We start from the raw sequence: 24,915 nt of genomic DNA on the forward strand, positions 1-24,915 counted from the left end.
GAGTTATAGAATGAATAATATCCCAGAAATAAAAGTAGGAATTGTAGCGGTAAGCAGGGACTGTTTCCCGGAAACTTTATCAGTGAACAGAAGAAAAGCGTTGGTGGAGGCATATAATGCAAAGTATGATGCCGCCAATATTTACGAATGTCCAGTATGTATCGTGGAAAGCGAGATCCATATGGTTCAGGCTCTGGAGGATGTGAAGAAAGCCGGATGCGATGCACTGGTCGTTTATTTAGGAAACTTTGGACCTGAGATTTCAGAAACCCTTCTTGCAAAGCATTTTGACGGACCGGTTATGTTTATTGCAGCAGCAGAGGAAAGCGGAGATGACTTAACCCAGGGACGCGGGGACGCGTACTGCGGAATGTTAAATGCAAGCTATAATTTAAAGCTTAGAAATATTAAAGCGTACATACCGGAATATCCGGTTGGAACAGCTGAGGAATGCGCTGACATGATCGAGGAATTCCTTCCCATTGCCAGAACTCTGGTAGGACTTTCCCAGTTAAAAATCATAAGCTTCGGCCCGCGCCCCTTAAACTTCCTGGCATGCAATGCCCCGATTAAACAGCTGTATAACCTGGGCGTGGAGATTGAAGAAAATTCAGAGCTGGATTTATTTGAGGCCTTTAATAAGCATGCAAACGATCCAAGGATCCCTGATGTGGTAAAGGATATGGAAAAGGAGCTGGGAGAGGGTAATCAGAAGCCGGAAATTCTTCCAAAGCTTGCCCAGTATGAACTCACCCTGCTGGATTGGGTGGAGGCCCACAAGGGATACCGGAAATATGTAGCTATTGCAGGAAAATGCTGGCCAGCGTTCCAGACCCAGTTTGGCTGTGTTCCCTGCTATGTAAACAGCCGTCTGACAGGAATGGGCATCCCGGTTTCCTGTGAAGTGGACATTTACGGAGCTCTCAGTGAATTCATCGGAACCTGCATCAGCATGGACGCCGTAACCCTGCTTGATATTAATAACACGGTTCCTGCCGATATGTATGATGGAGATATTAAGGGTAAGTATGATTATACCCACCAGGATACCTTTATGGGCTTCCATTGCGGAAATACCTGCTCCAGAAAGCTTTCTTCCTGCTCGATGAAATACCAGATGATCATGGCAAGAGCGCTTCCAGAGGAGGTTACTCAGGGAACCCTTGAGGGCGATATCGCTCCTGGTGATATTACATTCTTCCGCCTTCAGAGCACAGCAGACAATTTACTCCGTGCATACGTTGCTCAGGGAGAAGTGCTTCCTGTAGCCACCCGTTCCTTTGGCTCCATCGGAGTTTTCGCTATTCCGGAAATGGGAAGATTTTACCGACATGTGCTGATCGAAAAGAACTTCCCTCATCATGGAGCGGTTGCTTTCGGACATTATGGCAAGGCTATATTTGAAGTATTTAAGTACCTTGGGGTAGAAGAGATTGGATTTAATCAGCCAAAGGGAATGCTTTATAAATCAGAAAACCCATTTGGTTAAAAAGGTTATAGGACTTAGCTGTCACCTAATAAAGAAGTATCTAGGAACGTTCAAATTGGGCAGCCGGCAAGCAGAATATGACAATAAAAAGCGGACTATCGGTGTAAAGCTGATAGTCCGCCTTTTAAGTTAAGAGGTACAGGGCGAAGCCATGACACGCACAATAGGTGTTCCAAAGGAATGCCCTTAATGCTTATACGATTCGCCTGCTCTTTTTTTCGTATATCATAACGGTTACAATTGAAACAAGAACAAGAATGGAATTTGCGGCAATTGTTCCTGCCCAAGTCATAGTCGTGGTACCCAAAATGGGTGATGCTGCATTGAACATGGTGTGGAACAATACGCACATAAACACACAGCCTTTTCCTGATATTTTGTAGATTGCCCCGTTAAAAAACCGAAACGCCATGAGTTGGACTGCAAACATCCAAAAGTTAATGAGTCCCTCTCCGTGATTCGTTCCCGGAATGAAGAAGAGTGGGATATGCCATAAAGTCCAAATGATTCCAACAAAAACAGCAGATAAAACAAAGCCATATTTTTCGTCAAGCTCAGGCTGTAATATGTACATCCAGCCAGATTCCTCCATGCCACCGATAATAAGGTTACCAGGCAGGGATAGAAAGAACGTATAAAATGGAAGCACCATTTCCACGCGGCCCGAAACTGCAATATGTGTCAAAAAATACAGTGCAAGCCCAGCAACAACGAACAAATAGATAGATATGTTATTTTTGGCGTAAAAAACAGTTTTCAACCATTCCTTAAAATCCGCTATTTTATTATTTCTCTTCAGAACGATATATGAAGCAATAGCGGGTGACAAAATATAGATTGCAAATGGAATATTCATCCCGAATTGCTGTAGCGTGTGGACCCAATTGTGAACGGAATATCCAAATTGCCCAAGAGCAATCAAAGTACCTGACACAAGATAGGCTATGGCAAATGTCAGTATCGTAAATTGTACTGTGATCTTTTTGTTTTTCACGATTTCATCACCTCACATTTTGAAGTATACATTAAATTTTCCCCGCCTTTCCCCGCTTTGTTTTTCTAGCCTCATTATACCACATCTTACCACAAGCTGGAAATTTTCGTTTTGAAAAAATCATTATCCATGCTACCGGCAAGAGCAACGGTAAATGGGGACAGCGGGTGGAAATCCATTACAACTGGGTCAGTGGGATTGAACTACGAGTATGATTGGAACAAAAAGTAAAACGGCATAGCCAAAACTGACTATGCCGTGTGCTTTAAAATACTTTTTTATTGTAGGGGTGCAAGCCTCTTCTGGTAAGCTCTGACAAGCTGTCATAGCAGCTATGAGGTTATGCCCGGTGAAGCGGGGCACGCTTGCTGTAGTAAGCAGCGGAGCGGATCACGAATATCCGATTGACTTAGATAATACCTTTCATAACCAGGACAGCCAGAATACAGGTTACTAAGATGATTCCTGCAGCAAGGGTCATGCCAAGATTGAAAGTCCGCTTTTTTGGTGCATCCGTGGAAGCCGGAATCATGAGATTGGATTTTCTCAACGTGGTGACTAACGGCTTATAGATAAGAAGCGTCAGGGCTGTGTTGATTCCTCCCTTTAAAAGGTTAAAAGGGACAAATGCAGGGAGTAGAAGTTTTACCACGGCTTCCCTTGGATATCCCATATAAATTGGGGTGATAAGGTAGTTCCACAAAACCATGACCAGGGTCATGAGTAAGGTACCTGCCACCATGCCAAGGAATGCACCCAAAAGGGAATGGCGTTTCTTATAGAGGTAAGCCGCCGGACAGACAAATGCCACCGTAGAAAGAACGTTCATGATCAGTCCGATGATTCCGGTGCTGCTGATGGTAAACATCTCCACAAAAGCCACGATGACGGAGATCATTGCTGCTGACATTGGCCCGAATAGGAAGCCACCGGTGAGGATAATAACATCCTTTGGCTCATACTCCAGGAAAGGCAGCATGGGGATCAGAGGGATCCGGATCGCCACAACGGCTACAAAGGCCAGCGCACAAAGCATGGCCATGAGGGTGAGTTTACTTGTTTGCTTTGTCATATTCATGGTAAAGCCTCCTGAAAAATAAGTAACACCTGAAAGTATGCCTTTCAGGTGTTAAAAATAAACAGGTGTATTATCACTATTTAACACATCTTCTTTCATCCAGACTATACTGTCGGTATTGGAATTACACCAATTCTGCGCAATTTGCGCTCGCGGACTTTACCGCCGGTCGGGAATTTCACCCTGCCCTGAAGACAACTATATTCAAATGTTCTTGAATTATTATAACATTTTAAAAAATAAATGCAATATATTGTTGCAATTTTTTTAATGCTTTGCTATAATAGCGGACATGGGGGTATAGCTCAGCTGGGAGCGCGAGATGTCCGGTAAACGACCCCTCAAAGAAGAAGTAGATTTAAAAAAGTAAAATGCTGGAAACCCGTATAGATAAAGGGTTTTCGACCATATGGGGGTATAGCTCAGCTGGGAGAGCGCTTGAATGGCATTCAAGAGGTCATGGGTTCGAATCCCACTATCTCCACTTAAACAATTAGCCACAGGCATGAACGCTTGTGGCTTAAATTATAACTTATAGGGACGGGACACTTGGTAAATTAAGGACAAAAGGGTATGTTTTCATTTTTCAAAATGTGCCTTTTTTTACTCGTCAAAATTGAACTGATGATTATGTTTTAGAAACCCGTAGATAGGTTTTCTTATACGGGGTATACAAAAGTGATTTGCTTGCTGGAGAGTACCATATAAAAAACAACTTGTTAAATAAATGCTATGCGGTGAAGAAGGAGAAAGCAAATGATTTATTATCATGTAGATGTGTTTAGCTCTGAAATTCTGTCAGGGAATGGCTTGACCGTTATATTTCATGAAGAAGATATGAGTATGCAATATATGCAGGCAATTGCGCAGGAGTTCAAGCAATTTGAGACTATTTTTCTCAGACAGACCGGAGAGAAGCGTTTTCGCGCTAGAATCTTTACTGTGGAAGAGGAATTGGATTTTGCCGGGCATCCGATTTTAGGAGCCATGGCAGTAATTCACGAGAAACTGTATGCAGAAATACAAAACGCAACCGCAGTTTTTGAGTTAAACAATAAAACCTTGCAAGCGGAATCAGTAAAAATGGAAGGCTATTTTCAAGCTACGATGAATCAGGGGGTACCCGGATTTTTGGGAACTGTTGAGGGTGAATTGGTCAATATGTTTTTGCATGCGCTAAATCTTACAACAGACCATCTTCATCCCACGCTTCCAATGGAGGTCGTTTCAACTGGATTACCATATTTGATTGTTCCTCTTGCTACAGGGTTAGAAAAGGCAAAAATCAGTACCAAAGACTTTGAGGAACAATTAGAGAAAATTCAAGCTAAATTTGTTTATTTGTTTAGTGTAGATAGAATGGAAGGTCGTACTTGGGATAACAGAGGATTGATCGAGGATGTAGCAACCGGCAGTGCAGCTGGTCCGACTGGAGCTTATCTCTATAAATGGAATATTTGCAATGCTGATGAAGATATATTAATTAATCAAGGCGGTTTCGTAGGAAGACCCAGCAAGATAAAAGTATTTGCGGATCAATCCACAGGACACATTAAGGTGGCCGGAGATGTTAAGATAATTGCGAAAGGACAACTTTTAATTTAAATATACGCTACTACCAAGATCTCACTAGATTCAAGAAGTATCTTTTTCACACAATCCACACATGTTGAAACAGTGACAATGATGATATATTGTGGTAAAGAGAAGAAATAGCAGAGGTGAATCGCAAAATGTTGTGGTTTTTGAGTGAAAAATGAGCAAAAAACGGGGCTGAAAAATGCAGTTTTCGGACCCGTTTTTTGGCTCTTCCACGGATGACATAGGATAGTTGGAGGCAAAAAATAGCATGAGAAAGACACAGGAGACACAGGAGTATACCAGATGTATTCTACAAACTCCTATGTCTACATATATAAACAAGATATTACTTAACCCTTTGTGACAAGTGTTGCCAAGATTAGCAACATTTGTTTAGCCATGCCATATGCCAATGATGCGGCTATCCAATTATGCTTATCTGCCAACAAAACAGATGTTGCTATAACTATTACGAAAAAGATTATTACTATAATGCGGCTAAATATTTTCATGTGCTTACGTTTCTTCATACTTAAAGGATTATTTACATGTTCTATCGGAGCCTTTAACCATACAAAAAAAACTGACAATCTTGCAAGAGCAATGCACACTTCCGTAGCAGCAATATGCGAAATCCCCCATAAAGAAAGCAACCATATTGATGTTGACATAATAAAGCAACGAAAATGCGTTTTCGCATGGAATCCCCCTGCTTAAGCCAAACGGAAATAATTAGTATAGAAGTAATGTCAATAATGTTATTGTATAGTGAGTGAAAACCATACTCGTAAACATCTCTATCGTCCTCATCTATAAAATGATTGCGTATTAAGTAATCTGTACTTTTCTTCATCATTTTTTCTAACACATCCAGCACTCTTATGTAAATGTTTTTGTTAAAACACCCAATTTCTTTATTTGGATAGCTTAATCATTACAAGCGTCGTAAACTCATGATTTTCATGTCGATAAGTTACAAATCCACCGCTTTTTTCAGCTATACTTTGAATTTGTTTTGTTCCAATGCCCTGAACCCCAGCCTCTTCCTTCGTTGATTTTAAAGATCCAGCAGCCCTGAACCGCCCCTCCTTATAAGTGGCGTTGCGACAAGCAATTACCCAATAAGAATTTACTACACGAGTACACAAATCGATAAAAGGTGGTTCAACCGTCTTTTTGTTGGCTTCAAAAGCATTATCCAAAATATTGCTTATCAAAATACATAGCTCAACGTCTGAGATCGGCAGATTATCAGGCATCTCAATGTGAGCAGTAAAATTCATATTGAGATTTTGAGCTATTTTTTCCTTTGAGCTAATGAGTGCGTTTAACACAGGATGTTTGACATATTCCTGCGTTCCGATATCAAATCCAGTTAGGTTTCCTATATATTGCTCCAATGCTTTATAGTCCTTTGCATTAAGGTACCCTGATATGGCAGAAAAATGACCATTGAGATCATGACAGACTGCAGATAGCTTTAAATATATATCTTGAATTTGGCTGATATGATCTTGCGTCATTTCTGCCGTACGAAGTTGCAGTTTGGATTGTGCTAATTCATTTCCGTTTACCGTGAGCCAATTGTATAATGAAATAATGCTTGCTATCATCAGGATCAAAATAAACAATGAGCAATGGAAGGCAGTCACGCCATTTCATTGTATGGCTCTTATCAACCTTTAGTGTTATAAAATAATAAACGATGAACAAAATGATTCTGGATGCAAATATCATTACTAAACGAACTGAACCAAAAGAATCCACTTGTTCAGAAAATGTATTGGGTAACAAGAGGTAAAGGCTTATGATTGCCGTTTCAACAATTCCATCTAATGCAACCGGAATAATTGTCCAAATCCCATAGGATTTGAATTTACCTATAAACACAAAACTGGCATAAATTATTCCAGAGACTACTGAGAAGTACGGTCGATAAGGGAAACCTAAAGTATAGTAGGCCATTCTTATACATACAAAAACGATTCCTGCCACTATTTGTTTTTTCTTCCTACTTTTGTATCCAGGGTACGATATAAAAAGTAAATATGTAAGGCAATGGTGGAAATTTCAGCAAACCGCTCAACAATAGATAGCCCAATATTCATATCATCTTTCGCCAGAATCTTTCAGTTCCCTTTTCCAACGGGACAAGTTTTGCTGATTGATTCCTAAGTTGCTGGCACATCCAACCAGCCTAAGATCCTTATGATTCTGCGAATGAGGAGCTGGTTAACAGTCTTTCATACGGACGCGAAGACCAAGAAAGGATCCGCCATACCTATTGCTCCTTACATTCTAACAGCTTAAGAAACGAGATGGATAAAAATCTGACTGGCTGTCAGGTACTATTACCACATTGCTAAAGGTAAAAGGGAATAGTATGGTTAATGCCAAGATAATAGATGGTAATATGATTATCGTCAATGTCGACTCTAGTGCAGACAGCAGTGATATAGTTGTTGCTTTAATAGATGATTCGGCTACAGTAAAGTGCTTCTTCAAGGAGGACGGACATTATCACCTTCAGCCAGAAAACGATACAATGGAACCAATCATTGTGGATCATATTGAAATTTTAGGAAAGCTAATTGGAGTTTTTAGAGCTGGAATACGTTAACTAGAGCTATTCCATGTAAACTTACAATTTTTACTATCATAAGAACTTTGTTCTGATAAAAGAAATTTTCATTCTGTTCATTTCAAGCCCTATCCACTCATAAAATATTAAAAATGAAACCTGATGTAAAGGAGGGGTTGACATCGAAATTATTGATGAAAATTATTTTGATCTAATAATAGACAATAAATTAGCAGATCAGCTTCGTGTAAATGGAAATGTGACTATGATTAATGACAGATATTCTATCTATCATATTCCAGTCAGCCAATTTAACATGTGCCTTCTCGGAGATCAGCAATACTCTACTTTTCCGCTTCTTTTTACACTCGATTCCACTATTAGCCTGGAAAAATCTAGTATTACGGTCATACAGAACAACCCTAATTTTGCTTTGTTTGGACAGGGAATATTAATAGGTTTTGTTGATACAGGAATTGATTATGAGCATAAGGCATTTCTTAACCCGGCTGGAACCACCCGGATATTTTCCATTTGGGATCAGACATTGGAAGAAGGAGACCCTCCTCAGGGATTTACATTTGGAACAGAATTTAAAAGAGAAAGCATAAACCTTGCGTTGAGAGCCATCAACCCTGCATCCATCGTATCTACACGGGATGACAATGGCCACGGAACCATGCTGGCCGGTATCGCTGCCGGGAGCCCTAATCCGGCTGAGGAGTTCCAAGGTGTTGCCCCGGAAGCGGAACTGGTGGTTGTCAAACTAAAACAGGCAAAGCAATATAACCGGAAAATCTTTTTTGTCAGGAACGACATTGACTGCTATCAAGAATCAGATATTCTGTTGGGTATTGAATATATCCGTTCTGTGGCCGAACAACTTAACAGGCCGCTGGTTCTGTGCATTGGAGTCGGCACAAGCCAGGGTGGACATAACGGAACTGGACTATTTCCGTCATACATAAACAATCTGGCGACTTATCCCGGTATATTACCATGCATTGCCGCCGGAAATGAAGGAAATAACAGAAGACATTTCAGAGGAGCCCTTACGTCGCCCGATTTCTACAGGGATTTTGAATTAGGCATCGGAGATCATGACACGGATTTCTTTTTTGAACTCTGGAATTTCTCTCCGTACCGGTTGACCATTATGCTTACCTCACCAACCGGTGAAACTACGCAGGTCATTTATCCTCGTTTAAAAGAATGCCGTAGATTTAATTTAGTTTTTGAGTCCACCATACTTTATGTAAGTAACTTTATCCTGGAGGAAGAAGCTGGAGCCCAGCTCATCATTGTGCGCTTTCAGCAGGCTATGGCAGGCCTATGGAAGATAAGAATTGATAATATAGATCATCAGCCACTCATTTTTGATGCCTGGCTGCCTTCGGGGCCTATTATCTCCGAGGAAACATTCTTTCTTGAATCTACTCCTGAAATCACTATAACGAATCCAGGAAATGCCGGCAATCCGCTTACCGTAACCGCTTACAATCAATTTAATGACAGTATTCTAATCAATTCAAGCAGAGGTTTTTCCACCTCCGGTACGGTTGTTCCGGATCTTGCAGCACCTGGATACCAGATTACATGTCCTCTGCCCGGCAATCGTTATGGTAGTGCCACCGGTACAGGAGCTGCAGCCGCACATGCCTCCGGTATCATTGCTATGCTCTTGGAATGGGCAATCGTCCGAGGAAATTTTACAACCATTACAGGAAAAGAGATCAACCGTCTTATGATACGTGGGGCTACCCGGAGTGCCGCTATCACATACCCAAATAACATGTGGGGATACGGACAAATTAATATTCTGGGTGTTTTCAGTGGCTTAAGCCTTTAAAATCCTCTGCTCTCTTTCCTGTAAAAATTGCCCGTAGTGTACATATTTCTGGCCGAAATACTGCTTTATTTTATTTACTATATTCATAGAATGTATGTTAAAATAAACAAAGGAAAATCATCATGGTATTTTACATCAACTAGCAAGCTATAGAGATAAAGTTACAGTTCCAAGGGGTCACACTAACATCTGCAAATGAATGTTGTTGTGCAATTGGAATTCTGGCAAAGATATACGGGCTTCCTGTACCACAAAAGCGTGATGCTTTGGAGGATATGAAGGATGAACTTTATAAGCAAATTACTGGTAAGCCTGTGCCATCTGAGTACGCAGCTAAAATAATTAACATGCTTGGATATATTAAGTCAGGGACTATTACAAATGAATTATATGACCTGTTGCAATATATTATAATGAGCAGCGCGTATTTGAACCAGCTTACAAAGTACCGACATATAGGTAAAAGGTAATAGCCTTTTGAGCTTTTTTTAGTTGACAAAAGGCTATTACTTCGGGCAAGATTGTCAAATATGTTAGCATCAGGATATGTTTTATCCAACTAAGATATTTCTGCCAAGACGCATAGTAAAGGTAATTATCTATTTTGATTATGGCTGCCAAAGGTTATGGTATGGTAAAAAAGCAGAACAAATTTACCCAGAGCGCATGACCTTTCGGTATTGTTCTAATAATGCAGTTTTAAGACTTTCATAGCCAACTTAGAAGTCACACATTTAGGGCATTTCAAAGTTCGTAAAGTAAATTTTTACGATACCATGTTGACACCACACTCCACATCCTATATAATAATACACAAATATATTTGAGGAAAGGAATTAAACTGCGATTATGGACGACGCCGACAGTAGCGACGCTGACCGAAGTAACTCACATAATGTTTGTAACTTAAATTGTTTTCATATATAGACATAACCTGCGCCCTTTTTAAGGGGTTAGTAGGCTATGTCTTTTTATATTTCTTTTTTGTTGACCTCTGCCTAAAGGCGGTCAGAATATAAATCATAATTTAATCAAAGAAAGGAGTGGTATATCCTAAATGGATAATCACAGACAGGTGCCTTGGCACACTAAAAAGCTTGAAGAGGTATATGGAGTATTACATACTTCGGAGGAGGGGCTAAGTGATGCCGAGGCAAACGAAAGGCTAAGAAAAAATGGGCGAAATGAGCTGCGCTCGAAACCGCCGAAAACCATTCTTCAAATGCTGAAAGCGCAAATTGTTGACCCTATGGTATTGATTCTCATAGGCGCGGCGGTATTTTCCGCCATATTGCAGGAATGGACAGAAGCGTTAGTTATTTTTACAATCGTGGTAATCAATGCATTGATTGGTATTGTGCAGGAGAAAAAAGCGCAATCCTCATTGGAAGCTCTACGCAATATGAGCGCCCCCACGGCGCGGGTTCTGCGGCAGGGGGAAGAAAGTATTGTCCCAGCCAGCGAGTTGGTAGTGGGCGACGTGGTGCTGCTTGGCGACGGAGATATGGTTCCCGCCGATATGCGCCTCATCAATTCTGCAAACCTGAAAGTACAGGAAGCCTCACTCACCGGGGAATCCGTACCCTCGGAAAAGGATGAAGACGAACTGCTGTCGGAAGATTGTGTACTGGGCGACCGCAGCAATATGGTTTATACTTCCGCAATTGTCACCTATGGCCGCGCTATGGGCGTGGTAATTGCAACCGGTATGAATACCGAGGTGGGAAACATTGCTGGTATGCTTGACAATCAGGGTGATCTGGAAACCCCGCTCAAACGCAAGCTGAATGCGGTGGGTAAAACGCTGACGGTTGTGGGCCTGATTATATGTGTCCTGATTTTTGCAATTGGTGCGCTGTACCAGCGCCCACTTATCCCACAATTCCTTGTGGCAATTTCTCTGGCTATCTCCATTATTCCGGAGGGCCTGCCCGCCACGGCCACTATTGTCATGGCGATGGGCGTTCGGCGTATGGCAAAGAAAAACGCTTTGATCCGCAATCTCCCTGCAGTGGAAACGCTGGGCAGTGCCACGGTAATCTGCTCTGACAAAACGGGTACGCTTACCCTGAATAAAATGACCGTGACCCATATTGCGGTCAACGGGGATTTTGAGGCCGGAAAGACAACACCTATAGAGACTGCCGCCGACCAGCACCCAAAGGTGTATAAAGAGCTGGTCTATGCGGCAGCACTTTGCAACGACGCAAGTCTTAACCCTGACCGGAAGGGCGAGATTATTGGTGATCCCACCGAAGGCGCACTGATCTATATGTCGCAGACGTTTGGGATCGACCATGAATCCTTAGAGGATGAATATCCACGTATCTTTGAGCAGCCCTTCGATTCCGACCGGAAGCGCATGACAACTGTTCACCGGATAGAAGGAAGATGGTCGGCTTATACCAAGGGAGCGGTGGATGAAATGCTTCCACTGTGTACGCATATTCTGACGGCGGATGGTGTCCGGTCTATTACAGAAATCGACAAGACCAATATCTCAAAGCTGTGCCTTACCATGTCGGAAAACGCTCTACGTGTGCTAGGCTTTGCCATGCGGACACTCTCCACACTCCCCATTGATGATGATGACTTGGAATATAATCTGACCTTTGTAGGTGCAGTGGGTATGATTGATCCGCCCCGAAAGGAAGTGGCAGAATCAGTACGTACCTGCCGCAAGGCTGGTATCCGAACAATTATGATTACTGGTGACCATAAGGTGACGGCCCTCGCTATTGCAAAAGAACTTGATATTTACCGAGAGGGAAATACGGCAATCTCTGGCGACGAGCTGGATGCCCTGAACGACGACGAGTTGGACGAAACGGTAAAAACGACCACGGTATTTGCCCGTGTATCGCCGGCTGATAAGCTGCGCATTATTGAGAGCCTGAAGCGAACCGGCGAGGTGGCGGCCATGACCGGCGATGGCGTAAATGATTCACCAGCCCTGAAGGCGGCGGACATTGGTGTGGCAATGGGTGTAACCGGCACAGATGTTGCCAAGGATGCGTCCGACATGATTTTGCTGGATGACAGCTTTACCACCATTGCATACGCCATTAAAGAAGGCCGTCGGGTGTACCGCAACATTCAGAAGGTAATCCAATTCCTGTTGGTGGGGAATATTGCCGAAATCCTGACCTTGTTCGTGGCTACTATTTTTAACTGGGATGTACCGCTGTTGTCGGTACACATACTTTGGGTAAACCTTGCCACGGCAACCTTGCCCGCACTTGCGCTAGGTGTTGACCCTGCCAGCAAAAATATTATGAAGCATAAGCCTGTAAAATCCGGCACCTTGTTTGAGAAAGATTTGGTTCGCCGGGTCGTAATGCAGGGTATCTTTGTAGCGGCTATGACGATTGTGGCCTACTGGATCGGCATGAGCATGGAGAACCATACCGTGGGCCAGACCATGGCCTTCTGTACACTAGCCTTCTCACAAATGCTACGTGCTTTTAATCAGCGCTCTAACACGGAGCCGATCTGGGTGCGGGCGGAAGGGGTGAACCCGTGGCTGTTCCTTTCCTTCGGAGTATCGGCGCTCCTTATGCTATGTATCCTCTTTATCCCGGCAATGCAAAACGCTTTCCGGCTGACCCTGTTATCCGGCACACAATGGCTGGTAGTGATTGTCCTGTCTCTGCTCTCCATTATTCAGGTGGAAGTTGTGAAATGGGTAAAGCGACTTAGAGTATGTTAAACTGGATTGGTGGAGGGGGATTCGCCTCTCCCTCTGCAAGTATCCTGGAAAGGTTAAGATGACTGTGACTTGGAACTAAGCAAAGAAAATATTAGAAGGGTACGGTTCATCATATGTTTTGCTATGCTACGTTTTAGGGGCTGAACCATGCATCAAAGCTTTCTTGTGGTGCGGCAGGAATAACTTCGAGCTCAACTGGATCAATGCCTTTATATCGCTCACGAATTTTCTTCTTTTGTAATTCAACATCTTTTATCTGTGTTTCATTTGTTTTCATAATCAGTTTTGCTCCGTGAATAATTTATTTTATAAATTTATACATGCTGTACATACAAAAGAAAATGAACCACAGGCTAATAAGTGATATGATCCTCCATAAGTAGATATGGTAAATAACCAAAATCTACTTATGGAGCATTATTTTATGGCAAAATCACCACACACTCCTGAATTCCGTGCAAAGGTTTCACAGGAGTATCTTGATGGAGTTGGTTCCTACGATTATATATCTGCTAAATATAGCATTGGAAGTAAAACCTTAAGAGAATGGATTTCAAAATATAGGATTTATGGAATTGCAGCATTCGCTCACAAATCAGGTAACACTTCCTATTCATCTGATTTTAAAACTATGTGTGTTGAAGCTGTTTTATCAGGTGAAGGAAGTGTAGATGATATCGTTGCTAAATACAATATATCTTCCAGAGCGGTACTCAGAAACTGGATAAAGCGTTATAATGCCAATAGAGAACTTAAGGATTATGATCCTAAAAAGGAGGTCTATATGGCAGTAGCAAGAAGAAGAACATCCATTGAAGAACGCAAAGAAATCGTTGAATACTGTCTTAAGCATAATCGTGATTATAAAGAATCTGCAAGCATCTATGATGTTTCATACAGTCAGGTCTATTCGTGGGTGAAAAAGTACGATGCGAATGGAGAAGAGGGATTATCAGATAAACGTGGTCGTCATAAGACCGATGATGAGATAGGTGAATTAGAACGTTTGCGCCGGGAAAATCTCAGGCTCAAACGCCAACTTGAAGAAAAAGATATGGTAGTTGAATTGTTAAAAAAAGTGAAAGAATTCGAAAGGATGTGAGACTTGGAAAACTGCGCTATGAACCAAAATATTTAGCTGTTGGATATTTTATGAAACAAAGAAATGGAGCATCGAATGGATGTGCAAACAGCTTGGAATATCCCGGGCGGCTTATTATAAATGGTTACATCGTGAGACTCCGGAACAGGAATTAGGTAATATTAAGCTTGCAGAACTTATCAAAGAATACGATGAACGCTTTCGTCATATCCTGGGCTATCGCAGAATGACTTCATGGATTAATAACTTCAATCATACCAACTATAGCCAAAACAGAGTACACAGGATTATGAAGAAGTTGAGTATACATTCAGTCATCAGAAAGAAAAAGAAGAAATATAATTCAACTACACCTGAAACAACATCTGAGAATAAGCTTAATAGAGATTTCTATGCAACAGCGCCAAATGAAAAGTGGACAACAGATGTAACCGAATTCAAAGTTCCGGGAGAGAAAAAGAAGTTGTATTTAAGTGCAATCATAGATCTGTATGACAGGTATCCTGTTTCGTATGTAATCAGCAGCAGGAATGATAATAATTTGGTATTTAAAACATTTGATAAAGCAATCTCTTCAAATCCCCATGCAAAACCTATTTTTCATAGTGATAGAGGCTTTCAATATACAAGCAAAGTATTCCAAAAGAAACTAAAAGTTCAGGAAAAGGAACAATCAATGTCCAGAGTTGGTCACTGTATTGATAATGGTCCTACAGAAGGCTTTTGGGGTATCATTAAAACAGAGATGTACCAAATGTATGAAATCATGGATGAAGAATCATTGAGATATGCAATAAAGGATTATATAAGGTTTTATAGAAAAGAGCGTCCTCAAGATAGATATCATTGTAAAACACCGCTGGAGGTAAGAACCGAAGCGCTATCTTCCGAAAGGCCAAAGGAATATCCGATTCCTGAAAACAAACGAATTGAGAAATATAAAGAGAAATGGTGTGCATAGAAAAACGTCCACACAAATATGTGTGACCGTTTTTAAGCACTTCATTTTAGATATTTATCCTGTCTACTTGACAGGCAATGTCATTAAGTTAAGAAGAAAGTCAATAGATAAGATTATGAAGTAGGTGGCGAATTCAATTATGAGTTCGCCATTTTTGTGTAAAAGCGCATGCCAAAAACAGATGAGCATTTATGATCATCTGCAAATTCGTATTCCATTAGTAGCGGCTAGGAAATCCGGTATACAAATCCAATTGCGTTTTTTATGTTTTGATATCTTTTATATATCCTATCAGGACGTATAGAAGATAAGTACTTTGGTATCAATGCAAGCAAAATCTTTTCAGTTATCTTCCCGTTGTAATACTGACGACAAAAGTTTACTGCATTTGAGAAGTTAATTCTTTTGTTTGGAGGCGTTTTTATCTGATATGCTATCAATGCAGAAAAATTATACATAATCAGTTTCGAGAAAATTTCTTGAAGTATCAAATCATATTTCTTGCTATGAATACTAGCCAAGCCAATATTATACTTTAGCTCCCGAAAAGACGTTTCAATATCCCATCTCATTTTATACAAGAGCTTTAACGTTTCTGCCGGAAAATCATCTGCTGGTAAATTAGTAAAGAGTGTTTCATAGGAATTCTCAGAAATCTTAAAGCGAACAATCCTGATAGGTAAATCATATAGCTTATTTTCTCTTGGGTGTAAGTAATCAAATGTTGTGTGTTGTTGGATCCAACGATATCTATACGGATCTACCCTCATCAATTCCTTAGATTCTTTTGTTTGTCTTCTGGTAAGAGTGATAATTGTTTCAATGTCAAACTCTTTATCCGTTGGAAGATTAATCTTAATCCCGTATGATTCCTTGGATCTTATTATGTAATTCCAATGCTTTTCTTGGAAATGTGCGATATTATTAAAGGACTCATATCCTCTATCTGCTATTACGATTACTTTTCCTTGAATGTTGGATTGGTCGTTCATTGATATGAGTGCTTTATGCTCGTTCATTCCTCGTTTGCTTTGAACAGAAGCCTCCACATAAATATGTTGTAATAGATCATACATTGCATCAAGATGCAGAAGATTATATCCTTTTGTATTCTCATCATTCCTAATAAAGGAATATTTATCATTCGGGTTAACGGGTAACCTCAAATCTGAGCCGTCAACTGCCATAAGACGATATCCCTTGAATAAAACATGTTCGTCACATTGAGCAACCATATTTTTGAAAATGTATTCTAGCGCTGAGGAAGAAACCTTGTCTCTTTGCTGGCAAAAGGCTGAAACAGATGCCGTAGACTCAGAATAATTGAACCACTCAAACAACTCCTTGCATAAGTTGTTTCCACCCATTCCTATCAACATCTTCAGTACTGTTTCGAAGGATAATTTCCGGTTTCGTGTGAAGTCAACATCAACTCTTTTCACGAAATCTGCGGGGTTATGTGACATAAATTGGATTATATCGGATAATATTTTCTTGATCTTTTTAGGTTCCATTACTTTGCCTCCTTGAAAAAATGTCTTTCAAGGCTTGGCTACAGACTTTTGTATTCTTGTCAAGTGTTTTTTCAAAATTTTTATATGTGTGCACAAGAAAAAACGCTTATCCTACATTTTGTATTGTAGGTGTAAGCGTTTAGCTCTTCTTAACTTAATGACATTGACTTGACAGGGGGCATATCAAAAGCTTGTGGCTTTAATTTTATTTATAGGTACGGGACACTTGGTAAATATCAAGGACAAATATTGAAAGGTACATTTTCAGCTATGAAAATGTACCTTTCAATATTAAAAAAGTTGTGCTGACCGGAAAATTTCAGATATGTGATTAAAAAAGAGGCATTCTCCAGCCGACTGGCGGCTTTTTTCGTCAAGGCATTAAATCCATTATAAATTTTAGCCAATAATAATACCGTTATCATCCAGGTATTTAAGCCCCCAGTTATCCATAGCATTCAAAATTGGAAAAAGGCTTTTGCCAAAGCTTGTAAGTGTGTATTCTACTTTAGGTGGCACTTCGGGATAAACTTTTCGCTCAATCAAGCCATCTTGTTCAAGGTTACGCAACTGTAGGGTCAGCATTTTTGGCGTTGCATCAGGAATATAACGTGATAATTCATTAAATCTCAAAATTTTGTTATCATTCAAATACCATAATATAAGCGATTTATATTTTCCACCGATTAAGTCCATGGTAGCTTCAACAGCGCAACGATAATGTTCTGGTTTCCGTTTCAAAATTATTCCCCCTATCTATCATTTATGTCAGTATATATCATAAAAGTGCGTTCTTGCAAGTAGTTTGGAGGGTAGTTATAATGAAATCACAAAACGTTAACGGAATTGTACATATTTAACTTAATCGATCTGAAGGGAGAAAAGATGACTGAATATAGGAAATTATTTGAGCCAATTCAGGTTGGCTCAATTACATTAAAAAATCGTTTTATCATGCCGCCGATGGCGAATAACCTGGCGAATGCTGACGGAACACTTAGCCCCAATTCCATTGCCTATTACACAGAACGAGCACGAGGGGGTGTTGGATTAATCATAACAGAATGTTCAGCAGTAGATTTTCCCCATGGTTTGATCGTTGAGCGTCAGCCAAAGGTGAACAGCAATTCCGTAATGCCGGATTGGCGTCGGTTGGCGGAGTCTGTACATAGCTATGACACAAAGATTATTGCACAGATTCATCATGGTGGTTTTCTTTCAGACCCGGAATATAACAATGGAGAACTTTCTATGTCGCCTTCGGGGTATGATGGCGACCTTTGGTTTAAGGCCAGAGAAATGTCACATGATGAAATAAACGAGATCATCGAAAAACATATCTTTGCTGCAGAAATGCTCTATAAGGCTGGCTTAGATGGCGTCGAAGTACATGCTTCCTCAACATACCTGATCAATGAATTCTTAACGCCTGAATATAATCATCGAACGGACGAGTATGGTGGAGCACTGAAAAATAGGGCACGCATATTGACAGAAATTATTTCTGGAATAAAAAAGAGGTGTCCTGGCAATTTTATGATCAGTGTTCGTCTTGCTATCAAAGATTTAGAGATTTCTAATGGGTTAAGTATTGAAGAAGGGGTTGAGGTGGCCCGTCTATGTGAAACGGCAGGTGCTGATATGATAAACGCCACTATGGGCTTTTTCAAAAGTCAATGCATGGATACAGAGAGCCAATGGCAGGACGAAGGCGGTCGGTTATATATGGCTACTCCGGTCAAAGAAGCCATGACAACAGCAAAAGTGGCGGCAGTCGGAAAATTTCGCTCCCCATCTTTCTGTAATGAAGTGATAGAACAAGAGAAAACCGATCTTATTTGCATTGGTCGCCAGCTACTATGTGATCCATTCTGGGTTAGAAAACTTGAGTATGGTCAAGAAGAGCAAATTCGACCTTGTCTGAATTGCAATGATGGCTGCATAGATCAATTATTTCGACATGGAAATCTGCGTTGTGCAATAAATCCATATACTGGTTATGAGCATCAATACAGCGAACACAATGTGCCAGCTGCCGGTATTCGTAAAAAGGTAATGATTGTCGGTGGTGGTATTGCGGGTATGCAGACGGCAATTATTGCTGCTAAAAGAGGTCATGATGTGACAATCACAGAAAGAACCGACAAACTGGGAGGGCAAATGATATTGGCAGGTATGGCGCCCCATAAAGAAGTAATTCAGAAGGCATTGCATTGGTATCAGCAGGAGATTAAACGGCTTTGCATAAAAGTAAAGTTAAATGCAGAGACAGATGCCAAAATGCTAAATTCTATTGCTGTTGATGCGATTGTTATTGCAACAGGAGCAAGGCCCGTGAAACCTCCGATTATGGGCAAAGAAAAGGTTACCACAGCATGGGATATTTTAGGTGGTAATGAAGAAATGCTTTTACGGGGAAAGATAGCTGTGATCATCGGTGGAGGTATGGTTGGCTGTGAAACGGCACATTTTCTGCACAAGAAAGGTTATAAGATTACAATTCTTGAAAAATCAAATGTGATATGTACAGATGAAGAACCAATGCACCGGGAATTTTTAGAAGCATATCTGCGAGAAAATATACGGATTGAAACAGGGGTTTTGGTAACGGAAATTGCTGACAACGAGGTTATGTTTGAAACTGCTGAAGGAAAGGAAGCGGTGGTTCGGGCAGACTTAATTATCTCGGCAGTCGGCAGTCGTCCATATGGCAGAGAAATCATTGACAGCTTAGGTACTGCAGGAATTCCAGTTTACCAAATTGGCGATAGTGTTAAGGTTGGAAACATGCGTTCAGCAACCAGAAGTGCTATGGATGTTGCATACCTCATATAAGCAATGAAGACATATCAAGAATTTGGATGCATTCATTAAAAATAGTAAAGTCGCCGTTTCCGAATCGGGAAAATGGCGACTTTTCGTATATTAGACAACATAGGTGCTGCTGCCAGTTCTGGTTTCAACGATACCGAATGCATTTAACTTAATGGGGTGACAGTGACATAATGTATATTTTAAAGTTTGTTTGATTTTATTCGTTTCTCCGTATATACTAAAAGATATATTCAATATGGAGACGAATATGCTTGATTATATTTCCGTCCGGCAAGTAGCTGGTAAATGGGGAATTTCTGAACGCAGAATTCAAAAGCTCTGCGAAGAAAAACGAATCGTCGGAGCAATCCGATTTGGACATGCCAGGGCAATACCGAAAATGCAGAAAAGCCTACAGATGCAAAAAGAAAAAAAGAGGATAAATGTGTAAATAATTCGGAGGGAGGCATCGAAAATGGGAAACAAAATTCTAATTACTGATAATATAAAATTAGTGGTGTTACTTAAAAAGTGTGTAGTCAAAGAGAGTCTTGAATCGGACATACGCTGTACGAGCGAAGAAGGGTTTTGTTTATCAAAATGCAGCGCCTATACTTTAGATGTTATGGAGGCTATATAATGAATAAAATATTGGTTGTTGAAGATGAAGATATTTTACGCGAAGTGATAATCGACTATCTGATTGAGGATGGATATCAGGTATTAGAGGCTGCAGATGGTGAAAAAGCTTTAGAGCTGTTTCAATCAAATTCTGTTGATTTAGTTATCTTAGACATTGTTCTGCCAAAGGTTGACGGTTGGTCAGTATGCCGAAGAATACGGAAAAATTCCAGTATCCCGATCATCATTTTAACCGCTCGTTCAGATGAGGACGACTCTCTTTTAGGATATGAGTTGGGAGCGGATGATTATCTGATCAAACCATATAGTCCCCGTGTTTTAATGGCAAAAGTGAAACGCTTTCTTGAAAAATACTCAGGTACTATAGATGGAATGCTGATATCATCTGGCGGTATTGTCATAAATATGGGATCAAGACTTGTTTCTGTAGATGGCATTACAATTAATCTGACACATACAGAATTTGAAATTCTCTCTTACTTAATGCAAAATAAAGGGATTGTAATTACCAGAGAGCAACTGATCGCTAAAGTATGGGGTTATGATTTTTATGGTGATGAAAAGATAGTGAACAGCCATATCAGAAATCTGCGTGCAAAGTTAGGCAGCAGAGGCAGCTGCATTGTTACGGTTATCCGTTCGGGATATAAATTCGAAGAGGAACAGCTATGAAAAAAAGTATTGTTTTTAAATGGTTTTTGTTAACAACTATGCTATTCTCCACAATGCTTTTATTCATAGGTATCGCTCAAAATTACTTCTTTGAGAAATATTACGTTAATGAGAAGTCAGATTCTCTTAAAATGTACATGAGCGAATACACAGATACGGCAGCGAAAAAAAGAACGGAAGCAGCATCAGGAGAATTTTATAAGAATAACCATATATGGATAACAAAATTAGATAAATATGGACGTATCTGTGATGTGGAAAATTACTATATCGAAGTGAAACTGGATAATGAATCCCAGGATAATTTGCGAATCCCAATGTACTCATTTCAAGGAGACTATTCTTCCGATGTACTCTCGTTATTAGAAGTCGGTGATGAGGTGGTTATTGATACCGTTAATATAGCAGGTGAAACGATACCTTACAATATACAGACTGATTTAATCGGAGTTCTAAATATGAGCATTGCAAATAAGCTACATGGCCCTGATGCTGATAAGGCTTATAGTCACCTTGCAGTCGGTATATTAAGGGGTACAATAGCGAAAGCTGTATTTCCGGAACGTGCGCTGGATATTCAGTTTCCCTACAATGAACAGTATTTTCTGGAACAGATAAAAGAATTTCAAGCCAGGCTTCTGGCTGATGATGCGAAACCCCTTCAGCATACGGAAGAGCATAGTGCAACAGAAAATTTTGCAGAATACAAGATAATTATCAAACCGGTTGTTGAAAATGGGGTGACGGAATATATTTTTGCCATGACCTCTCTTCAGCCGGTAGGCGAAGCAATATCGGTTATTCGACAATTCTATCCTTACTTTTTTGGATTTACTGTTCTATGCGTTATTCTTTTGGCATTTGTTTTTTCTAAGTGGCTGGCTAAACCGCTGATATTCATCAACAAGATTACAGGGAAAATAGCAAACATGGATTTTACGGAAAAGCTGCCGGTGCGTTCCGCCGATGAAATTGGTCAACTATCCCAAAATATCAATTACCTATCGAACCAGATGGAATCATATATTGGTCAGCTGAAACAGGACCTAGATAAAGAGAAGCAGCTGGAAAACACACGGAAGGAATTTATTGCAGGGGTATCTCATGAGTTGAAAACGCCTCTTGCTGTTATGAAAAGTTGCCTATCTATTTTAAGAGACGGAATTGCAGCCGAAAAAAGGGAACATTACTTTCAGGCAATGGAAGACGAAATACAACGAATGGATATGCTGGTTGTTAATATGCTGGATCTGGCTAAGTTTGAATCTGGCACCTATAAGCCTGAAATGGCTCCTTTTGAAATAGATAAAGTGATTACAGAAGTATGCAGGTCGCTGGCTGGACAAATACAGGAGAAAAATCTCTCTCTTACATTGAGATTTAGTTCTCAGATGGTAGTAGGGCATAAAGGGCTAATCAGTCGTGTTATTACTAATTTTCTCAGTAATGCAATCCGGCATACTGATAATGGACATGCAATCATAATTACCGTAAATGACAACGGACAGACAGCAGAAATCAGTGTGGAAAATCAAGGGAACCCGATTTCAGAGGAAGATAAAAAAAAGATATGGGACCAATTCAACAGTTTAGAGTCACGGACATCTAAATCAGGCACGGGGCTCGGACTTTCCATATCCAAGGAAATACTGGAGCTTCATCAAGCAGCGTATGGTGTGGAAAATACAAAAGATGGCGTCTGCTTTTTCTTTTCACTGCCGATCCAATTATAAGAAATGAATAATAATAATTACTAGCAAAACAGCTATGAAGGATACTTCATGGCTGTTTTTCTGCAAAAATAATATCTGAGATTTATCTCATCTGCACCTGTTCTGCACTTGGCTGATGTAATATCTATGTGTCAAATAAAGAAAAGAGGTATTTATATGAAAAAATTAATGATGTGTTTCATGATAGGCATTCTTCTGATAGGCACGGTTGCCTGCGGGAATAAAACGGCTGAAAAGGATGCTACAAATCAGTTTAAGAGCAGTGTGTTTATGGGAGATTCCATTACCGAGGGTTTTGCTGTTTATGAAATCCTACCGAACGAATCTGTGATGGCTGGGGCAGGAGCTACAGCAGGTTATATCTATGAAGAGTATATGGATGATTTAGCTGAAAAGAAACCAGATAACGTCTTCATTATGCTGGGCTCGGATGATATGCTTATGCCTGTGGATGATCCTAAAGAATTATTCAGAAATGATTTAACGAAGTTCATCAATAAGATTAAAGAAGAATCGCCCGACAGTAAGATTTATATCCAATCTATAACGCCTGTCACACAGGAGGCATTAGAACTAGAATCTCGCTATGAAAGAATAGAGGAATATAACGAACTTTTAAAGGATTTAGCAGACGAGTTATCAGTAAATTATGTAGACATAGGAGCATTGGCAAAGGAAAACTCAGATTTGTTTGCTGAAGACGGTGTTCATTTCAAGAAAGAATTTTATCAGTTGTGGCTGAATAAACTCTCTGAATTATTATAGAGGGGGGGAAATATGGTTTTCAGCAGTCTTTTTTTTACATTTGCATTTTTACCGGTCACAGTTATTTTATATTATTCTTTAGGAAAGCAATTGAGGAATATTGTACTGCTTGTAGCAAGTCTGTTTTTCTATGCATGGGGAGAGCCAGTCTATGTGTTATTGATGTGTAACTCCATAATGATTAATTATTGCATAGGTTCTTTTTTAGACAATAATAATACCAGCAGACAAAAACGGAAGCTTTTATTAATAATAAGTCTGGTGTTTAATTTAGGCTGTCTCGCATATTTTAAATACTTAGGCATGTTAATAAGTACAATAGCCTCCATTAGTGGCTGGAATTTAAATATAGTAATACCAGCACTTCCTATAGGGATTTCGTTTTATACTTTTCAAGCTCTATCCTACGTGATTGATGTATACAGGGGGAAAATAAAATCGCAGAAAAGTCTAAATCTTTTTGCTCTTTATATTACAATGTTCCCGCAACTAGTAGCCGGGCCTATTGTGAACTATGCAGACATTGAAGTACAGTTAGCTGACAGGAGTGTGAATTTTAAAGAATTCATATCCGGGATGCGACGCTTCCTTTGTGGTTTGGCGAAAAAGGTGCTTCTTGCCAATAATATAGGTCTGCTATGGTCCGAAGTAAAAGTCATGCCCGGTACAGAAATTTCAGTACTCATGGCATGGACAGGGATTATTGCATTTACACTGCAGATTTATTTCGATTTTAGCGGGTACTCAGATATGGCCATAGGGTTGGGAAAAATGTTTGGCTTCCATTTCAAAGAAAACTTCCAGTATCCATATATTTCGCAAAGTATCTCGGAATTTTGGCGGAGGTGGCATATCTCCCTTGGGTCATGGTTTAAGGAATATGTATATATTCCTCTTGGTGGGAGCCGCGCAGGTAAGTGGAAACTGATACGAAACCTGTTTATCGTATGGTTTCTTACAGGGCTCTGGCATGGTGCAAGCTGGAATTTCGTTTTATGGGGAATGTATTTTGGGGCTTTAATATTTATAGAAAAATTGTTTTTACAGAAGAGAATGGTACGATGGCCAAAAGCTGTCTGCCATATATACTCATTGCTATTTGTTGTGATAGGCTGGGTGTTTTTTGAATTTACAAATCTGCCGGATGCGTTAAATTTTCTGATGAGCATGTTTGGAGTGAGAGGCAATGCGCTTATTAACAGCCAAGCAATTGTGGAGCTGAAAGCTTATGCTATTTTATTTATTGTTGGTATAATTGCCGCTACTCCATGGCCTAAAAAAGTGTCATTGTATTTTAGAGATAATCATTGTAATATTTATAGTTTAGCTATTAACGCATATTATTGTATACTAATGTTCTTTTCAACCGTATATATGGTTGCCTCAACCTATAACCCATTTATTTATTTTCGATTTTAATCTGGAGGATTG

General features: G+C 40.1%; 21 protein-coding genes, 1 tRNA gene, 1 pseudogene and 1 riboswitch. Of the genes and pseudogenes, 15 read left to right on the top strand and 8 right to left on the bottom strand.

Going from position 1 to position 24,915, the window contains the following annotated elements; all coding sequences use genetic code 11:
* Positions 1–10: 10 nt before the first annotated feature.
* Positions 11–1,489, top strand: a complete 1,479-nt coding sequence (locus tag BMW45_RS19155; RefSeq protein ID WP_054789381.1) for an L-fucose/L-arabinose isomerase family protein — start codon at positions 11–13, stop codon at positions 1,487–1,489.
* A gap of 193 nt (positions 1,490–1,682) precedes the next feature.
* Here the strand turns inward: BMW45_RS19155 and BMW45_RS19160 are convergent, their stop codons facing one another.
* Entirely contained in the window at positions 1,683–2,483 is an 801-nt protein-coding gene (locus BMW45_RS19160) for a CPBP family intramembrane glutamic endopeptidase (protein WP_092247712.1), read from the bottom strand.
* Positions 2,484–2,892: 409 nt separating this feature from the next.
* Positions 2,893–3,561: an ECF transporter S component gene (locus tag BMW45_RS19165; RefSeq protein ID WP_092247715.1), complete on the bottom strand. Its 669-nt coding sequence runs from the start codon at positions 3,559–3,561 to the stop codon at positions 2,893–2,895.
* 83 nt (positions 3,562–3,644) lie between these two features.
* Positions 3,645–3,761, bottom strand: a riboswitch (FMN riboswitch).
* Between the two features lie 211 nt (positions 3,762–3,972).
* Between BMW45_RS19165 and BMW45_RS19170 the strand changes: the two genes are divergently transcribed.
* Both BMW45_RS19170 and BMW45_RS19175 read left to right on the top strand, forming a co-directional pair.
* Positions 3,973–4,045: transfer RNA gene (locus BMW45_RS19170), tRNA-Ala, on the top strand.
* 272 nt (positions 4,046–4,317) lie between these two features.
* The gene (locus tag BMW45_RS19175; protein ID WP_092247718.1) at positions 4,318–5,166 is read left to right on the top strand and encodes a PhzF family phenazine biosynthesis protein; all 849 of its coding nucleotides are present in this window, start codon (positions 4,318–4,320) and stop codon (positions 5,164–5,166) included.
* Positions 5,167–5,492: 326 nt separating this feature from the next.
* Here BMW45_RS19175 and BMW45_RS29150 read toward each other — a convergent pair.
* The 3 genes and pseudogenes from BMW45_RS29150 to BMW45_RS27555 all read right to left on the bottom strand — a co-directional run bounded on the left by BMW45_RS29150 (position 5,493) and on the right by BMW45_RS27555 (position 7,137).
* Positions 5,493–5,998: pseudogene (locus tag BMW45_RS29150) on the bottom strand (accessory gene regulator B family protein).
* Positions 5,999–6,056: 58 nt separating this feature from the next.
* On the bottom strand, positions 6,057–6,665 hold the full coding sequence (locus BMW45_RS19190) for an ATP-binding protein (RefSeq protein WP_166433426.1): 609 nt from the start codon (positions 6,663–6,665) through the stop codon (positions 6,057–6,059).
* 37 nt (positions 6,666–6,702) lie between these two features.
* Positions 6,703–7,137 (bottom strand): hypothetical protein, encoded by a 435-nt coding sequence (locus BMW45_RS27555; RefSeq protein WP_143057067.1) that lies wholly within the window; start codon positions 7,135–7,137, stop codon positions 6,703–6,705.
* Positions 7,138–7,492: 355 nt separating this feature from the next.
* On the opposite strand from BMW45_RS27555, the gene BMW45_RS19195 reads away from it, so the two are divergent.
* From BMW45_RS19195 to BMW45_RS19210, 4 genes are all read left to right on the top strand, one after another.
* A complete protein-coding gene (locus tag BMW45_RS19195) occupies positions 7,493–7,762 on the top strand; it encodes a LexA family protein (RefSeq protein WP_330390919.1) in 270 nt (89 codons plus the stop codon).
* A 226-nt stretch (positions 7,763–7,988) separates the two neighbouring features.
* The gene (locus BMW45_RS19200) at positions 7,989–9,572 is read left to right on the top strand and encodes a S8 family peptidase (protein WP_092247733.1); all 1,584 of its coding nucleotides are present in this window, start codon (positions 7,989–7,991) and stop codon (positions 9,570–9,572) included.
* 155 nt (positions 9,573–9,727) lie between these two features.
* Positions 9,728–10,042: a DUF3837 family protein gene (locus tag BMW45_RS29155; RefSeq protein WP_242883290.1), complete on the top strand. Its 315-nt coding sequence runs from the start codon at positions 9,728–9,730 to the stop codon at positions 10,040–10,042.
* Between the two features lie 587 nt (positions 10,043–10,629).
* A complete protein-coding gene (locus BMW45_RS19210) occupies positions 10,630–13,281 on the top strand; it encodes a cation-translocating P-type ATPase (RefSeq protein WP_092247736.1) in 2,652 nt (883 codons plus the stop codon).
* A 133-nt stretch (positions 13,282–13,414) separates the two neighbouring features.
* On the opposite strand, the gene BMW45_RS28000 is transcribed toward BMW45_RS19210, so the two are convergent.
* Positions 13,415–13,558, bottom strand: a complete 144-nt coding sequence (locus BMW45_RS28000; protein ID WP_166433403.1) for a hypothetical protein — start codon at positions 13,556–13,558, stop codon at positions 13,415–13,417.
* Positions 13,559–13,705: 147 nt separating this feature from the next.
* Between BMW45_RS28000 and BMW45_RS19215 the strand changes: the two genes are divergently transcribed.
* Positions 13,706–14,383: a helix-turn-helix domain-containing protein gene (locus BMW45_RS19215; RefSeq protein ID WP_092247739.1), complete on the top strand. Its 678-nt coding sequence runs from the start codon at positions 13,706–13,708 to the stop codon at positions 14,381–14,383.
* A gap of 43 nt (positions 14,384–14,426) precedes the next feature.
* A complete protein-coding gene (locus BMW45_RS19220; RefSeq protein ID WP_278320818.1) occupies positions 14,427–15,344 on the top strand; it encodes an IS3 family transposase in 918 nt (305 codons plus the stop codon).
* Between the two features lie 227 nt (positions 15,345–15,571).
* Here BMW45_RS19220 and BMW45_RS19225 read toward each other — a convergent pair whose 3' ends face one another.
* Together BMW45_RS19225 and BMW45_RS19235 are read right to left on the bottom strand one after the other, a co-directional pair.
* Positions 15,572–16,858 carry an IS4 family transposase gene (locus tag BMW45_RS19225; protein WP_092247745.1) on the bottom strand — a complete coding sequence of 429 codons (1,287 nt, stop codon included), beginning with the start codon at positions 16,856–16,858 and terminating at the stop codon, positions 15,572–15,574.
* 399 nt (positions 16,859–17,257) lie between these two features.
* On the bottom strand, positions 17,258–17,554 hold the full coding sequence (locus BMW45_RS19235; RefSeq protein ID WP_166433490.1) for a winged helix-turn-helix transcriptional regulator: 297 nt from the start codon (positions 17,552–17,554) through the stop codon (positions 17,258–17,260).
* Positions 17,555–17,743: 189 nt separating this feature from the next.
* Between BMW45_RS19235 and BMW45_RS19240 the strand changes: the two genes are divergently transcribed.
* The 6 genes from BMW45_RS19240 to BMW45_RS19265 all read left to right on the top strand — a co-directional run bounded on the left by BMW45_RS19240 (position 17,744) and on the right by BMW45_RS19265 (position 24,903).
* Positions 17,744–19,693, top strand: a complete 1,950-nt coding sequence (locus BMW45_RS19240; RefSeq protein WP_092247754.1) for an NAD(P)/FAD-dependent oxidoreductase — start codon at positions 17,744–17,746, stop codon at positions 19,691–19,693.
* 247 nt (positions 19,694–19,940) lie between these two features.
* Positions 19,941–20,123, top strand: coding sequence for a DNA-binding protein (locus BMW45_RS19245; RefSeq protein ID WP_207649109.1), 183 nt, complete (start codon positions 19,941–19,943; stop codon positions 20,121–20,123).
* A 188-nt stretch (positions 20,124–20,311) separates the two neighbouring features.
* Positions 20,312–20,986: a response regulator transcription factor gene (locus BMW45_RS19250; protein WP_092247757.1), complete on the top strand. Its 675-nt coding sequence runs from the start codon at positions 20,312–20,314 to the stop codon at positions 20,984–20,986.
* Positions 20,983–22,719: a sensor histidine kinase gene (locus BMW45_RS19255; protein WP_092247760.1), complete on the top strand. Its 1,737-nt coding sequence runs from the start codon at positions 20,983–20,985 to the stop codon at positions 22,717–22,719. Before BMW45_RS19250 ends, BMW45_RS19255 begins: the two co-directional genes overlap by 4 nt.
* A gap of 156 nt (positions 22,720–22,875) precedes the next feature.
* The gene (locus tag BMW45_RS19260; RefSeq protein WP_092247763.1) at positions 22,876–23,484 is read left to right on the top strand and encodes an SGNH/GDSL hydrolase family protein; all 609 of its coding nucleotides are present in this window, start codon (positions 22,876–22,878) and stop codon (positions 23,482–23,484) included.
* Positions 23,485–23,496: 12 nt separating this feature from the next.
* On the top strand, positions 23,497–24,903 hold the full coding sequence (locus tag BMW45_RS19265; protein WP_092247766.1) for an MBOAT family O-acyltransferase: 1,407 nt from the start codon (positions 23,497–23,499) through the stop codon (positions 24,901–24,903).
* Positions 24,904–24,915 lie beyond the last annotated feature (12 nt).

The sequence above is a fragment of the Lacrimispora sphenoides genome (assembly GCF_900105215.1).
Classification (GTDB): Bacteria; Bacillota; Clostridia; order Lachnospirales; family Lachnospiraceae; genus Lacrimispora; species Lacrimispora sphenoides_A.